Here is a 13541-nt window from a genome sequence, read left to right on the forward strand (position 1 = left end):
TCTCCTCCGTTTCCGCCCGAACCCGTCGTCCGCGACGGCCGGTTCCGGCCCTACGGAGCATCGGGGGATGCACATGAACGTGGCTCCGCACCTGCTGACCGAGGACCGCGCCGAGTTCGAGCGGGTCGTCGACGACGCACTGCGCGACGCACCCGCGCATCCCGGCCTCGCCGAGGCCGGGACCCGGCTCTCCACCGCGCAACTGCGCGCCATGGCGCTGAACGCGACCACCCTCATCACCACCGCGGCCGCGCCCGAGTACGACCATTTCGTGAAGGTGCGGGAGCAGGTGCGGGCCACCGCGACCAGTGCCCCCGCCGAGGCGGGCGAGGTCATCGGCGGCATCGCCGGGGCCGGTCTGGTCGCCGTCCTGACCGTCCTCGCCCCGCTGCTCGCGGGCACGTCGTCGGTCGTCCTGCTCCTGGTCGGCGCCGTCCTGAAGATGCTGGACCCGGCCCCGGCCTTCGCCGACACCCTGCTCACCGCGGGCCTGGTGTTCGGCACCCTGACCGCCGCGGGCCTGCTCTGCGCGGGTGCCGGACTCCTGATCACCGCCCGGCGCAACAGCGCCACCGAGGTGCCGGCGCCGGGCCCCGACGACGAACTCGCCCGGGCCCGCGCTGCCTGGCACCGCGCCCTGGTCGACCGGGGCATCGTCCCGTTCCTCAGCGACGCCCTCACGGCCACGCCCCCCACCCCGGGCCCGCACCGCCTCACACCCCCGGACCACCGCATCCCGAAGACGGGCTACCCGACCCCGGAGCAGTAGCCCGGACCCGCGGCCGGACCCGCGGCCGGGAGCGGTGCCGGGGAACGGGGACGCGGGCCGGTCCGGAACGTCCCCTCCGCGTCCCGGACCGGCCGGGACCGGCCCGGAACAGCGCACCCGAAGGACTCGGCGTCAGTCCGCCATCGGCAGGTACACCCGGTTCCCCGCCGCCGCGAACTCGGCCGACTTCTCCGCCATCCCGGCCTCGATCTCGTCCGCCTTCAGATCCCCGCCGTGCTCCCTGCGGATGTCCTGGGAGATCTTCATCGAGCAGAACTTCGGCCCGCACATCGAGCAGAAGTGCGCCGTCTTCGCGGGCTCCGCCGGCAGCGTCTCGTCGTGGAACTCCCGGGCCGTGACCGGGTCGAGTGCCAGGTTGAACTGGTCCTCCCAGCGGAACTCGAAGCGCGCGTCGGACAGCGCGTCGTCCCACTCCTGCGCGCCCGGGTGGCCCTTGGCCAGGTCCGCCGCGTGCGCCGCGATCTTGTAGGTGATGACGCCGGTCTTCACGTCGTCGCGGTTGGGCAGGCCCAGGTGCTCCTTGGGCGTGACGTAGCAGAGCATCGCGGTGCCCCACCAGGCGATCATCGCCGCGCCGATGCCCGACGTGATGTGGTCGTACGCCGGAGCGACGTCCGTGGTCAGCGGGCCGAGCGTGTAGAACGGCGCCTCCTCGCAGATCTCCTGCTGGAGGTCGATGTTCTCCTTGATCTTGTGCATCGGGACATGGCCCGGGCCCTCGATCATCGTCTGCACGTTGTGGCGCTTGGCGATCGTGTTGAGCTCGCCGAGCGTCTTCAGCTCCGCGAACTGCGCCGCGTCGTTGGCGTCGGCGATCGAGCCGGGCCGCAGACCGTCGCCGAGCGAGTAGGTGACGTCGTACGCGGCGAGGATCTCGCAGAGCTCCTCGAAGTTCGTGTAGAGGAAGTTCTCCCGGTGGTGCGCGAGACACCAGGCCGCCATGATCGAGCCGCCGCGCGAGACGATGCCGGTCTTGCGGCGCGCGGTCAGCGGCACGTACGGCAGCAGCACGCCCGCGTGGACGGTCATGTAGTCGACGCCCTGCTCGGCCTGCTCGATGACCGTGTCCTTGTAGATCTCCCAGGTCAGCTCCTCGGCCTTGCCGTCGACCTTCTCCAGGGCCTGGTAGAGCGGCACGGTGCCGATCGGCACGGGGGAGTTGCGCAGCACCCACTCGCGGGTGGTGTGGATGTTGCGGCCGGTGGACAGGTCCATGACCGTGTCGGCGCCCCACTTGGTCGCCCAGGTCATCTTCTCCACCTCCTCCTCGATGGAGGAGGTGACGGCCGAGTTGCCGATGTTGGCGTTGACCTTCACCAGGAACCGCTTGCCGATGATCATCGGCTCGATCTCCGGGTGGTTGACGTTGGCTGGCAGCACCGCGCGGCCCGCCGCGATCTCCTCCCGGACGACCTCGGGCGTGACGTTCTCGCGGATCGCCACGAACTCCATCTCGGGCGTGATCTCGCCCCTGCGGGCGTACGCGAGCTGGGTCACCGCCTGCCCGTCGCGCCCGCGGCGGGGCAGCCGGGGGCGGCCGGGGAAGACCGCGTCGAGGTTCTTGAGCCCGCCGCCGCGCGGCGAGGTGTGCTTGATGCCGTCGTCCTCGGGCCGGACCGGCCGGCCCGGGTACTCCTCGGTGTCGCCGCGCGCGATGATCCAGTTCTCGCGCAGCGGCGCCAGGCCGCGCCGTACGTCGGTGTCCACGGTCGGGTCGGTGTACGGGCCGGACGTGTCGTAAAGGGTCACGTCCTTCCCGTTGGTGAGGTGCACCTGGCGGACCGGCACCCGGAGGTCGGGGCGGGAACCCTCGACGTACCCCTTGTGCCAGCCCGGCGTGCGCTCGCCCGAGCCGGTCGTCTCGTCGTCCGTCCGGACGACCGTCCGGACGTCCGTCTGGTCGTCCGTCTGGTCGGAGGCAGGCGTGCGTGCATCCTGAATGGTCATGAGACCGATCTCCCTACGCCGGCATTACCCGGTAACAGGTTCGGCGGTCGGCGCAGCCTCCTCCCGTACGTACGACGTCGTGTACGCCCGTACGGTGATCAGCGCCCTCTCAGCCCGGTGCTCCGAGCTCCCGCGTGTGCAAAGGTGCCACCACGCTAGCGTCATCCCGGGCGTGCTGAACAGTGGGCCCCCGCTGTTCTTGCGATGATCGGTCGGTGACTTCGACGCAGCAGACCCCCGAACCGCACGGGCACGACGACGAGCACGACGCAGCCCGGAGTGCCGGACCCGGCGCCGGGCGGGGCGGCGGACAGGGGGGCGGGAGCGGCACCGGACACGGGGGCCACGGCGGCGGGCCCGAAGGCCATGGGCACGCGCACGCGCACAGCCACGGCCCCGCCGCGCCCGTCTCACGCCATCTGCGCAAGGTCATCGCCGCCGTCCTGATCCCCTTCGCGACCGCCGTGGTCGTCGGCCTCGTGGTGCTGTGGCCCGGCGGCACCCCGGCCCATCAGCGCACCGGGGTCGGCTTCGACCGGCAGACCGAGCAGGGGAAGGTCGTCGCCGTCGCGCACGTGGACTGCAAGGACGTGAACGCCGCGCAGGTGCCGCCGACCGGCGACACCTCCACGCCGGAGGGGCGCGAGGCGGTCAACGCCCAGCAGGGGCAGTGCGAGAAGGCGACGGTCGAGGTCACCACCGGTCCGGAGAAGGGCCGTCGGTTCACCGAGATCGTGCAGCCGGACGCGCCCCGGCAACTCCACGAGGGCCAGGGCGTGGTGGTCGCGTACGCCCCCGACGCGCCGCGCGACCTGCAGTACTCGGTCACCGATGTGAACCGGAAGGTGCCGATCGCGCTGCTCGCGGGGATCTTCGCGCTGGCCGTGATCCTGGTGGGCCGGATGCGCGGGCTCATGGCGCTGATCGCGCTCGCGGTGAGCTTCCTGGTGCTGACCCTGTTCATCCTGCCCGCGATCCTGCAGGGCTCGAATCCGCTGGTGGTGGCCATCGTCGGGGCCAGCGCGATCATGCTGGCCGCGCTCTACATGTGCCACGGACTGTCCGCCCGCACCTCGGTGGCGGTGCTCGGCACCCTGGTGTCGCTGCTGCTGATCGGGCTGCTCGGCTCGCTGTTCATCGGCTGGGCCTCGCTGAGCGGCAACACCGACGACAACACCGGCCTGATCCACGGTCTCTACCCGAACATCGACATGTCGGGCCTGCTGCTCGCCGGGGTCATCATCGGTTCGCTCGGCGTCCTCGACGACGTGACGGTCACCCAGACCTCGGCGGTCTGGGAACTCCACCAGGCCGACCCGAAGATGGGGCCGCGCGCGCTGTACCGGGCCGGGATCCGGATCGGCCGCGACCACATCGCCTCGGTGGTCAACACCCTGGTGCTCGCCTACGCCGGTGCGGCGCTGCCCCTGCTGCTGCTGTTCTCGATCGCGCAGAGCAGCGTGGGGACGGTGGCCAACAGCGAGCTGGTGGCGGAGGAGATCGTGCGGACCCTGGTCGGGTCGATCGGACTCGTCGCCTCCGTGCCGGTCACCACCGCTCTGGCGGCCCTGGTGGTGTCGGCGGACCGGCCGGCCGGCGGACCGTCGGCCCCGGCCGGAACGACCGGTCGGAGCCGGGGCGGGCGGCGACGCCGCGCCAAGTGAGCCGTCCGGCCGGCCGGTTCGTACGACCGGCCGGTCCGGCGCTCTCAGCCGGCGTTCTCCTCAACCCTCGTGCTCCTCGATCCGCGTGCTCCTCAGCCCGCGTTCTCCTCGGCCAGGATCCGGCCGAGCGCAGCCTCGAGGTTGTCCTCGAAGTCGCCCAACGTCCGTTCCTGGCCCAGCGGTACGAGCTTGTCCGTGCGATCGAGGAACGCGACCAGCGGCGGCGCGCTCGCCCGGAACAGCGCGCGGTCGGCACCGACCTGGAGCCGGATCATCACGTCGGAGAGGCCCTCGGGATCGGTCGGCGCGATGTGCACATCGCCGTCCCCGCTCGGCCCGTTGATCCCGTCGAGCAGCAGCTCGCGGCCGAACGCCCAGGTCACCGGCGCGTCTCCGGGCAGGTGGAACGTCATCCGCACCGCATAGGGATCACGGGTCTCGTATCGCAGTTCCACCGGGATCCTGAAGGAGAGCTCCTCCGAGACGAGGAAGCTCATCAGGACCTCGGCCTGAACCGTCTCTCGCATCATGCACCCCGCAGTAGATGAAGCAGTTGTGTAAACACGCTGCTGAAAGCTGTGGTCGAAACGGCCAGGAATGATCCCCCATGGCCCTCTTGACGCAATCGTGCTGTAAGCGCTAGCAGATCACAAGGAGTGATTTTTCAGATACTGATAGAGAACGCGAGGGAGCTGAAGAGCTTTCCGATCTCGTTCTGTAGCCGCTCGATAGCGGGCAGCAACCGTTCTTCCTGGTGAAGGGGGAGGGAAATCGCCATCGCGGCGGCCGTACTGCCCGCCGTGATGGGGATGGCGGCACAGACTGTGCCGAGCGCATATTCCTGGCGCTCCACCAGGGGCTCCATTCGCCCCATAGCACCCAAACGGTCTAAAAGGGACCGCCGGTTACGCACCGTATACGGCGTGATGGCTTCCACCGGATGGCGGTCGAGGTGGTCTTGACGACTCTTCAGATCCAGTTGACTCAGCAGACACTGGCCGATCGCGTGCGCGTGGCCGGTCTCCCGGAAGTCCGCCCACTCCTCGACGGCGGGGGCCGCGGGGGTGTCGGCGACGGCGACGAGCTCGATCTCGCCCTCGCGGTAGATGGCGAAGTAGACGGGCACCCCGATGGAGTCCCGCCAGTGGGCGAGCGAGTCTTCGATCTTGGTGCGACGATTCTGCAGATCTCCGCCGCCGATCAGACGGCTCGCGGCGTCGCCGAACACGAACACACCCTTCTCACGGCGCAGATAGCCCTCGTGCGTCAGGGTGCGGAGCAGGTGGTACGCGGTGGGAAGCGGCAGACCCGCCTCGCGCGCCAGCTGTTTGGCGGGGGCCCCGTCCTCGTGGGAGCCCACGGCCTCCAGCAGTCTCAGCGCCCGTTGCACCGAACCGATCAGGGTAGGCGCAGCGGGCTGCGAAGCAGTGGCCAAAGGTCACCCCCAGGCGTGTCGACGGATGCCGTCGCATCCGCCCGCAGGGGCCGCCCCCGCGCGCCCGCCGCGCCCGTGGGACCGGTACGGGGTCCGGTGGCGGACCCGTCCGGGAACAGACGCGGTCACGCTCATTGGTACAGGGGATTACGCCTGTGGTTCCCGGGGCGGCAGAGGATTTCCACTCTAATGGCAGGCCCAACGGGCGTACTCGGTTTCGACCTGCGGGTTCCCTCGCCCGGGCTAATCCGGAGCCACTGGTTCATACCAGCGGGTAACTCGTGATACGAGCGGCGGGGCGTCCGACGGACGCCCCGCTCCACACCTCGGGTCGCTCAGCCAGAGCCGGGGAGGCCCGCCGAGCGGGAGGTCACCAGTCCTCGCGCGAACCCGAGGACGAGGAGGTGAACTTCCGGACCACGAAGATCAGTCCGCCGACCAGGGCCACGAAGAGCAGCAGCTTGAACAGCACGCCGACCACGAAGCTCAGGATGCTGGTGATCAGGCCGCCGAAGACGACCAGTGCGATGACGGGTATGGCGATCCACTTCACCCACCACGGCATCCCCGCGAGAATCTCCTTCACCGCCATTGCGCTTACCTCATCTCCGAAGAGAGCGGGCCGATCAGGCTCCGCCGTCCGATCCGTCGGCGCCCTTCGCGTCCGACACCTCGATGCTAGGCGCGCCGACCAAGCGAACGGGGGCCTCGCAGCCCCTGCTCTCCCCTGATCCGCCCCCTAGGGGATGCGGGCCCTCCGGTGCCTCCCGCCTCCGGGACGCCCGGCCGCGGAACGGGTGCCCTCATCCCTCCGGCGGCGAGAACACCACCATGACCCGCAGGTCCTCGGTGATGTGGTGGAAGCGGTGCGGCTCCCCGGCCGGCACGAAGACCACGCTGCCCCGGGCCACCTGCGTCGTCTCGGTCCCCACGGTGATCGCGGCCCGGCCGCTCACCACGAAGTACACCTCGTCCTGGCCGTGCGGCGCCTGCGGGTCGAGCTGCCCGGCGTCCAGCGCGTACAGGCCGACGGACATGCTCCGCTCCCGCAGGAACTGGAGGTAGGCGCCGTCGTTGGCGGCGCGCTCCGCCTCGAGTTCATCCAGTCGGAATGCCTTCATGTCCGTTCGCCCCTGCCCTTGGCCAGATCCTGTCTGCCACGATCTGACACATGAAGAATTTCGTCGTCAAGACGCTCGCGAACGCGGGCGCCCTCGCTGTCGCCATCTGGCTGGTGGACAAGATCACCCTGACCGGGACCAGCACCGGCAAGAAGGCGTGGACCCTCATCCTCGTCGCCCTCGTCTTCGGCCTGGTGAACTTCCTGGTGAAGCCGGTCGTGAAGCTGCTCACGTTCCCGCTCTTCATCCTGACCCTCGGTCTGATCACCCTGGTCGTCAACGCGCTGATGCTGCTCCTGACGTCCTGGCTGGCCGACAAGCTCGACCTGAGCTTCCACGTGGACGGCTTCTGGACCGCCGTGCTCGGCGGCCTGATCATCTCCGTCGTCTCCTGGGCGCTGAACGTCGTCCTGCCCGACGGCGACTGAGGCCGGCCGCTCCATGACCTACCGCGTCTGTTTCGTCTGCACGGGCAACATCTGCCGCTCGCCGATGGCCGAGCACGTCTTCCGCGCGCGCGTGGCGGAGGCCGGGCTCGCCGACGCGGTGACGGTGGACAGCGCGGGCACCGGCGGCTGGCACGAGGGGGACGGCGCCGACCCGCGTACGGTCGCCGTCCTCGACGCGCACGGCTACGGTTCCGCGCACTCCGCCCGGCGGTTCCGCGCCTCCTGGTTCCCCGCGCTCGACCTGGTCGTCGCCCTCGACGAGGGCCATCTCCGGGACCTGCGCCGGCTCGCCCCCACCCCCGAGGACGCCGCGAAGGTACGGCTGCTGCGCGGGTACGACCCCGCCGCGGGCGCCGACCTCGACGTGCCCGACCCGTACTACGGCGACCGCGCCGGTTTCGAGGAGTGCCTGGAGCTGGTGGAGGCGGCGAGCGAGGGCCTGCTCGCGGCCGTACGGGACGCGGTCGCCGACCCCGTCGAAAGGCGGCCCGCATGAGCGCCCCCACACCCCACGACGCCACGCCCCACGACTCCGGTCCGCACGGGCCCGTGCCCCACCTCGGCACCGGCGAGGGCACCCGCGCGGTCCGGGCCGGGCTCCCCGAGCCCGTGAAGTACGAGCCCACGCTGCCGGGACCGGTGTTCGCCGCCCATTTCCACCTCCCCGGCGAGCCGACCGGCCCGTACACCTACGGCCGCGACGAGAACCCCACCTGGACCCATCTGGAACGCGCCATCGGCGAGTTGGAGGCACCGGGGGAGAGCGGCGTCGAGACGCTGGTGTTCGCCTCCGGGATGGCCGCCATCTCCGCCGTGCTGTTCTCCCAGCTGCGCGCCGGTGACGCCGTCGTCCTGCCCTCCGACGGCTACCAGGCCCTGCCGCTGGTGCACGAGCAGCTGCGCGCGTACGGGATCGAGGTCCGCACCGCCCCGACCGGCGGCGACGCCCAGCTCGCCGTCCTCGACGGGGCGAAGCTGCTGTGGCTGGAGACCCCGTCCAATCCGGGGCTCGACGTGTGCGACCTGCGCCGGGCGGTCGCGGCCGCGCACGCGGCGGGGGCCCTGGTCGCCGTCGACAACACCCTGGCCACCCCGCTCGGGCAGCGCCCGCTCCAGCTCGGCGCGGACTTCTCGGTGGCCAGCGACACCAAGGGCATGACCGGACACGGCGACGTCCTGCTCGGCCATGTCAGCTGCCGGGCCCCGGAGCGGGCCGCCGAGGTGCGCCGCTGGCGCAAGATCGTCGGCGCCGTCCCGGGACCGATGGAGGCATGGCTGGCGCACCGCTCGCTCGCCACCCTCCAGCTGCGCGTCGACCGGCAGTGCGGCACCGCGCTCGCGCTCGCCGAGGCGCTGTCCGGCCACCGGGCGGTGACCGGACTGCGCTACCCGGGCCTGCCCGGCGACCCCTCGCACGAGGTGGCCGCCCGGCAGATGCGGCGCTTCGGCTCCGTCGTCTCCTTCGTGCTGCCCGACCGGGAGCGGGCCGACCGCTTCCTGGACGCGCTGCGCCTGGTCGACGACGCGACCAGCTTCGGCGGGGTGCGGTCCACGGCCGAGCGGCGCGGCCGCTGGGGCGGCGACGCGGTGCCGGAGGGCTTCGTGCGCTTCTCGGTCGGCGCGGAGGATCCCGAGGATCTGATCGCGGACGTCCTGAGGGCGCTCGACAAGGCCGTCGGCTGACCGGTCCCGGCCCCGCACACCCCCGGGCGGGGGCGTTCCGAGCCTCCCCCCTCGTGGCTCGGAACGCCTCCGTCCTCCCCCGCGGTTCCTGGCGGACAACCGCCTGAACAAGGCTAGTTGACTGTGCGTCAGTGTCCAATCACGGTAGCGGCAGGAAGCTATCGACTTATTTATAGTTGGACCGTCCTGAGGCGCCGAGTCCGGTATCCCCGGCTCCGCCCGAGTCGCACGGCCGCACCGGCCGGGAGGGGGCGGAGATGGATCTGACCCTGCTGCGCACGTTCGTGATGGTGCACCGGGCCGGTTCCTTCACCCGGGCCGCCGCGCTCCTCGGTCTCTCCCAGCCCGCGGTCACCAGCCAGATCCGCACCCTGGAACGCCAGCTGGGCCGCCCGCTGTTCCTCAGACAGGCCCGCGGCGTCACCCCCACCACCGTCGGCGACGAGCTGGCCCAGCGGGCCGCCCCGCACCTGGACGCCCTGGTCGAGATCACCGAGCGCGGTCTCGACGAGCGCGACGGCATCCGCACCCTGCACGTCGCCGGGCCGCCCGAGTTCGTGTCCGCCCGGGTGCTGCCGGCGCTGACCCCGCTGGTCGCGCAGGGCTTCGCGGTCCGCGCCTCGCTGCTCTGCGACCCGACGGAGACCCTCGACGGGCTCGCCGCGGGCCACCACGACCTGGCCGTCGCCACCGCCCGGCCGCGCGGCGGGCTGTTCGCCGCCACCCCGCTCTGCGACGAGGAGCACGTCCTGGTCGCCGCCCCCCGCTGGGCCGCCCGGCTCTCCCCCGACGTGCTCCTGAACAAGGGCGCCGTCGTCCTGGAACAGCTCCCGGTCGTCGAGGTGCACGAGTCGCTGCCGTTCGTCACCCGCTACTGGACGGCCGTCTTCGAGTCGAAACCGGCCGCCGCCGCCACCGTGATCGCCCCCGACCTGCGGGCCGTCCTGGAGTGCGCCGCTTCCGGCGCCGGGCTCGCGGTGCTCCCGCGCTACCTCTGCGAGGCCGATCTGGCGGCCGGCCGGCTGGTCGCCCTGCTCGACCCGCCGGTGCCGCCGCTGCGCACCTACTTCCTGGTGGTCCGCACCGGCACGCTCGCCCTGCCGCACATCCTGCGCGCCCACGAGCGGCTGCTGCGGGCCGCGGGGGACTGGTGAGTTCCGGGCATACCGGCGCGTCGCGCGAGTTCCGGGCGTCCGGGCGTTTCAGGACGGCGGGGACGGGCCATTTTCCTTCCATGACCGAACGACCCGTGGTCAAGCGCACCGCACGCGCCATCCTGCTCGACGGGGACGACCTGATCCTCATCAAGCGCACCAAGCCCGGTATCGATCCGTACTGGGTGACTCCAGGCGGCGGGGTCGAGTCCTCCGACGCGACCGTCGTCGACGCCCTGCACCGCGAGGTCCACGAGGAACTCGGCGCCAAGATCGTGGACGTGGTGCCCTGCTTCGTCGACACCGTCGAACACCTCGTGGACGGCGGCGTCTCCGGGGTGAAGGTCCAGCACTTCTTCGTCTGCCGGCTGGAGTCGATGGACTTCGCGCAGCGGCACGGCCCCGAGATGGACGAGCCGGTCGGCGAGTACGAGATCGTCCGGGTGCCCTTCAGCCGCGTCGGGATCGCCGCCGTGCACCTCGTCCCGCTGTCGCTGCGCCACTACCTGGACGGCAACATCGAGGGCGTCCGCGCCATGCACGCGCCCGACCTGGGCTGACCCACCTGGAACCGCAGCCCGACCGCAGTCCGACCGCACCCGGCCCGGGCCGCCCAGGACCGCCCGCCCGGCCCCGACGACGGGGCCGGGCCTGTCGTCATGAGGCCGGTGCGAGTTCGCCGAGGTAGTCGTGCCGGATCCGGTCGGTGGGGATGCCGACGCCCTTCAGGGCGTCGACCCCGCTGCGGATCATGCCGAGCGGCCCGGACAGATAGGCGTCGTACTCGGCCCACGGCCCGTAGCGGCGCACGGCGTCCGGCAGCCGCCCCTCGTCCTCGGTGACCGGCCGGACCGCCAGCCACGGGAAGGTCTGCTGGAGCCGCATCATCGTGTCGATGTCGTACAGGTCGTGGCCGCTGCGGGCCCCGTAGAACACCTCCACCGGACGCCGGTCGCCGTGTTCGGCCACGTCCTCGACCAGGGCCTTGATCGGCGCGATCCCGGTGCCGCCGCCGAGACAGAGCAGCCCGTTGTCGGTGGAGTGGTCGACCGTCATCGACCCGGCCGGCGGTCCGAGCCGCAGCACGTCGCCCGGCCGGGCCCGGTGCACCAGGGCGTTGGACACCCAGCCCGCCGGCACCGCCTTGACGTGCAGCGAGAGCAGCCCGTCCGCCCGGGGCGCCGAGGCGAAGGAGTAGTGCCGCCATATCCGCGGCCACCACGGAGTTTCGAGCGTCGTGTACTGCCCGGCCAGGAACGGGTACGGCTGGTCGGGGCGCAGCGTGATCACGGCGACGTCAGGAGTGCGCAGATCGTGGCTGACCACCTCGGCCTGCCACCAGGCGGGCGCGTGCTGCTCGTTCTCGGCCGCCGCGTCGATCATGATCTGCGAGATCGTCGTGTACGTCCGCACCCAGGCCGCCTCGGTCTCCGGGTCCCAGACCTGCTCGGCATACCTCTCCAGGGCGCCGAGCAGGGCCTCGCCGACGGCCGGGTAGTGCTCGGAGCGGGTGCCGTACTTCCGGTGCCCGCGCCCGAGGTTGCGCAGGTAGTCGGTCAGCACCTCGGTGTTGTCCAGGTGCTCGGCCGCCGTGAGCAGCGCCTTGAGCAGCCGGTCGCGCTGGGTGTCCATGGCGGCCGGGAACATCGCGCGCAGATCGGGGTACCGGGTGAACAGCAGCGCGTAGAAGTACGAGGTCACCCGCTCCGCCGTCGGCCCGATCTCGTCGAGCGTCCGTCTGATCAGAACCGCGTCACGGGAGGGCGCCGGGCCCTCACCTGACTCGGCCGCACCTGACTCGGCCGCACCTGACTCGGCCGCACCCGCGTCGGCGGGCTCTGGCATCGGCCCCGGGACGGCCGGAAGAGCGGCCGGTATTCGGGGCGGCGCATCCATGGCCGCAGCCGGAGCATCCGTCATGTTCCTTGCCTCCCCGCAGTCGGCCTCCGTATGCGCAGAATGGCAGTCCGGTGGTGGGCACGGGCAGAAAGTGGGATTCCCGGTGATTCGCCCGCTCCGGGCGGCTAGGCTGCGCCCTTTCGGACCATCGCGTACGCCTCGCGCAGATCGCCGCCCGTGTAGCTGTGCCGGGCCAGGCCCGCGAGATGGTGGTCGGCATTCACGGCCACGGTCTCCGGCACGATCGCGAACAGTTCGGCGTCGGACATCGAGTCGCCGTACGCGACGCAGTCGGCCGGATCGATCCCGAAGCGCCGGCAGAGTTCCGCCGCGATCCGCACCTTCGCCGCCGCGTCGAGGATGCCGGGCCGGTGGATCGGCGCGGTGAACGGCACGGCGGGCCAGCGGGAGCCGTGCGCCGCGTCGACGCCCCAGTCGAGGAGGCGCTCGACGAAGAAGTCCGGGGACAGCGAGATGACCGCGCAGCGCCCGCCCTCGGCGTGAATGTCCGCCCACACCTCACGGATCCCGGTCAGCCACGGTGCCTGCTCGAACGCGGCCGTGACCTGCTCCGGCGTGAGCTCGGCCCAGAGCGCGTGGGCCCGTACGGCGAACTCGTCCGGGCGCAGCCCGCGCCCCAGGAAGTCCCGCTCGAGGCGCGCGATCTCCTCGCTCAGCCCGAGCTGCCGGGAGATCTCCACCGCCGCCGCCGAACCACGGATCAGCGTGCCGTCGAGATCGAAGAGATGCAGCCGCCGTCCTGCGCTCAGAGTCGTCATGTACGCCGAGGCTAGTACGCGGGCTTACTCCCGCGAGCAGACGCGGGGGACGGGTGCCGTTCGGCACCGTGTTTCACGTGAAACATCTCCAGCGGCCCGTACGGCGGGCGCTCCTCGTCGTCCATGTGGCGGTCTCGGTGGCGTGGCTCGGCCTCAGTCTGGGGCTGCTCACTCTCGGGATCACCGCCTACACCACCCAGGACCTCTCCCTCACCCAGGCGTCCTACCGCGCCATGAAGGTGTTCGCCGACTGGCTGCTCGCCCCGGTCGCCCTGGTGACCTTCGGCAGCGGTCTGGTGCTCTCGCTGGGCACGCCCTGGGGGCTCGCCCGGCACCGCTGGGTCTGGATCAAGTTCTGGCTGACCCTGGCCACCGCCACGGCGACGATCTTCGCGCTGCGCCCGGAGATCTCCCACGCGGCGGCGGCCGGAGTCCCGGACAGCAGCCTGGTCGCCGCACCCGTGGTGTCCACCACCGCCTATCTCTTCATGACCGCGCTCTCGGTGCTCAAGCCCTGGGGGCTCACCGCGCGCGGCCGTCACCTGCGGCGATCCGCCTCCCGCAAGCCGGCCGGGCCCGCGCCGGGAACCCCGTCCGAGCGTCAGGACCAGTTCTCGTAA

15 protein-coding genes and 1 riboswitch are annotated in these 13541 nt (G+C 71.5%); of the genes, 8 read left to right on the forward strand and 7 right to left on the reverse strand.

Annotated elements, in window-relative coordinates; genetic code table 11:
• Positions 1 to 67: 67 nt before the first annotated feature.
• On the forward strand, positions 68 to 769 hold the full coding sequence (locus tag ACIPXM_RS26540) for a hypothetical protein (RefSeq protein WP_401660076.1): 702 nt from the start codon (positions 68 to 70) through the stop codon (positions 767 to 769).
• Positions 770 to 901: 132 nt separating this feature from the next.
• On the opposite strand, the gene thiC is transcribed toward ACIPXM_RS26540, so the two are convergent.
• The gene (thiC, locus tag ACIPXM_RS26545) at positions 902 to 2737 is read right to left on the reverse strand and encodes a phosphomethylpyrimidine synthase ThiC (protein ID WP_401660079.1); all 1836 of its coding nucleotides are present in this window, start codon (positions 2735 to 2737) and stop codon (positions 902 to 904) included.
• A riboswitch (TPP riboswitch) is annotated at positions 2731 to 2881 on the reverse strand. (Overlaps the previous gene by 7 nt.)
• 71 nt (positions 2882 to 2952) lie before the next feature.
• Here thiC and ACIPXM_RS26550 point away from each other — a divergent pair.
• Complete coding sequence (locus ACIPXM_RS26550; RefSeq protein ID WP_401660081.1) at positions 2953 to 4401, forward strand: YibE/F family protein; 1449 nt, start codon at positions 2953 to 2955, stop codon at positions 4399 to 4401.
• Between the two features lie 92 nt (positions 4402 to 4493).
• Here the strand turns inward: ACIPXM_RS26550 and ACIPXM_RS26555 are convergent, their stop codons facing one another.
• The 4 genes from ACIPXM_RS26555 to ACIPXM_RS26570 all read right to left on the reverse strand — a co-directional run bounded on the left by ACIPXM_RS26555 (position 4494) and on the right by ACIPXM_RS26570 (position 6957).
• Positions 4494 to 4928, reverse strand: a complete 435-nt coding sequence (locus tag ACIPXM_RS26555; protein WP_401660084.1) for an SsgA family sporulation/cell division regulator — start codon at positions 4926 to 4928, stop codon at positions 4494 to 4496.
• A gap of 137 nt (positions 4929 to 5065) precedes the next feature.
• Positions 5066 to 5803: an IclR family transcriptional regulator gene (locus ACIPXM_RS26560; protein WP_401660385.1), complete on the reverse strand. Its 738-nt coding sequence runs from the start codon at positions 5801 to 5803 to the stop codon at positions 5066 to 5068.
• Between the two features lie 403 nt (positions 5804 to 6206).
• Positions 6207 to 6428, reverse strand: coding sequence for a DUF5326 family protein (locus ACIPXM_RS26565; protein ID WP_401660086.1), 222 nt, complete (start codon positions 6426 to 6428; stop codon positions 6207 to 6209).
• Positions 6429 to 6639: 211 nt separating this feature from the next.
• Positions 6640 to 6957 carry a cupin domain-containing protein gene (locus ACIPXM_RS26570; RefSeq protein WP_401660088.1) on the reverse strand — a complete coding sequence of 106 codons (318 nt, stop codon included), beginning with the start codon at positions 6955 to 6957 and terminating at the stop codon, positions 6640 to 6642.
• A gap of 50 nt (positions 6958 to 7007) precedes the next feature.
• Here ACIPXM_RS26570 and ACIPXM_RS26575 point away from each other — a divergent pair, with 50 nt between their 5' ends.
• From ACIPXM_RS26575 to ACIPXM_RS26595, 5 genes are all read left to right on the forward strand, one after another.
• Positions 7008 to 7385 (forward strand): phage holin family protein, encoded by a 378-nt coding sequence (locus tag ACIPXM_RS26575; RefSeq protein WP_401660091.1) that lies wholly within the window; start codon positions 7008 to 7010, stop codon positions 7383 to 7385.
• A gap of 13 nt (positions 7386 to 7398) precedes the next feature.
• Entirely contained in the window at positions 7399 to 7902 is a 504-nt protein-coding gene (locus tag ACIPXM_RS26580; RefSeq protein WP_401660093.1) for a low molecular weight protein-tyrosine-phosphatase, read from the forward strand.
• Complete coding sequence (locus ACIPXM_RS26585) at positions 7899 to 9089, forward strand: cystathionine gamma-lyase (RefSeq protein ID WP_401660096.1); 1191 nt, start codon at positions 7899 to 7901, stop codon at positions 9087 to 9089. The genes ACIPXM_RS26580 and ACIPXM_RS26585 overlap by 4 nt, the downstream gene beginning before the upstream one ends.
• 257 nt (positions 9090 to 9346) lie before the next feature.
• Positions 9347 to 10243, forward strand: a complete 897-nt coding sequence (locus ACIPXM_RS26590; protein WP_401660099.1) for a LysR family transcriptional regulator — start codon at positions 9347 to 9349, stop codon at positions 10241 to 10243.
• Between the two features lie 80 nt (positions 10244 to 10323).
• The gene (locus ACIPXM_RS26595; RefSeq protein ID WP_401660102.1) at positions 10324 to 10803 is read left to right on the forward strand and encodes an NUDIX domain-containing protein; all 480 of its coding nucleotides are present in this window, start codon (positions 10324 to 10326) and stop codon (positions 10801 to 10803) included.
• A gap of 97 nt (positions 10804 to 10900) precedes the next feature.
• Here ACIPXM_RS26595 and ACIPXM_RS26600 read toward each other — a convergent pair whose 3' ends face one another.
• Both ACIPXM_RS26600 and ACIPXM_RS26605 read right to left on the reverse strand, forming a co-directional pair.
• Complete coding sequence (locus ACIPXM_RS26600) at positions 10901 to 12250, reverse strand: globin domain-containing protein (RefSeq protein WP_401660388.1); 1350 nt, start codon at positions 12248 to 12250, stop codon at positions 10901 to 10903.
• 17 nt (positions 12251 to 12267) lie between these two features.
• Positions 12268 to 12921: an HAD family hydrolase gene (locus ACIPXM_RS26605; RefSeq protein WP_401660104.1), complete on the reverse strand. Its 654-nt coding sequence runs from the start codon at positions 12919 to 12921 to the stop codon at positions 12268 to 12270.
• Between the two features lie 77 nt (positions 12922 to 12998).
• Between ACIPXM_RS26605 and ACIPXM_RS26610 the strand changes: the two genes are divergently transcribed.
• Positions 12999 to 13541, forward strand: coding sequence for a DUF2269 domain-containing protein (locus ACIPXM_RS26610; protein WP_401660106.1), 543 nt, complete (start codon positions 12999 to 13001; stop codon positions 13539 to 13541).

The sequence above is a fragment of the Streptomyces sp. NPDC090025 genome (assembly GCF_044748125.1).
Taxonomy (GTDB): Bacteria; Actinomycetota; Actinomycetes; order Streptomycetales; family Streptomycetaceae; genus Streptomyces.

Coding starts and splice junctions, on each gene's coding strand:
- ACIPXM_RS26540 (WP_401660076.1), top strand. CDS start 68: ATGCACATGAACGTGGCTCCGCACCTGCTGACCGAGGACCGCGCCGAG.
- thiC (WP_401660079.1), bottom strand. CDS start 2,737: ATGACCATTCAGGATGCACGCACGCCTGCCTCCGACCAGACGGACGAC.
- ACIPXM_RS26555 (WP_401660084.1), bottom strand. CDS start 4,928: ATGCGAGAGACGGTTCAGGCCGAGGTCCTGATGAGCTTCCTCGTCTCG.
- ACIPXM_RS26565 (WP_401660086.1), bottom strand. CDS start 6,428: ATGGCGGTGAAGGAGATTCTCGCGGGGATGCCGTGGTGGGTGAAGTGG.
- ACIPXM_RS26570 (WP_401660088.1), bottom strand. CDS start 6,957: ATGAAGGCATTCCGACTGGATGAACTCGAGGCGGAGCGCGCCGCCAAC.
- ACIPXM_RS26575 (WP_401660091.1), top strand. CDS start 7,008: ATGAAGAATTTCGTCGTCAAGACGCTCGCGAACGCGGGCGCCCTCGCT.
- ACIPXM_RS26580 (WP_401660093.1), top strand. CDS start 7,399: ATGACCTACCGCGTCTGTTTCGTCTGCACGGGCAACATCTGCCGCTCG.
- ACIPXM_RS26585 (WP_401660096.1), top strand. CDS start 7,899: ATGAGCGCCCCCACACCCCACGACGCCACGCCCCACGACTCCGGTCCG.
- ACIPXM_RS26590 (WP_401660099.1), top strand. CDS start 9,347: ATGGATCTGACCCTGCTGCGCACGTTCGTGATGGTGCACCGGGCCGGT.
- ACIPXM_RS26595 (WP_401660102.1), top strand. CDS start 10,324: ATGACCGAACGACCCGTGGTCAAGCGCACCGCACGCGCCATCCTGCTC.
- ACIPXM_RS26605 (WP_401660104.1), bottom strand. CDS start 12,921: ATGACGACTCTGAGCGCAGGACGGCGGCTGCATCTCTTCGATCTCGAC.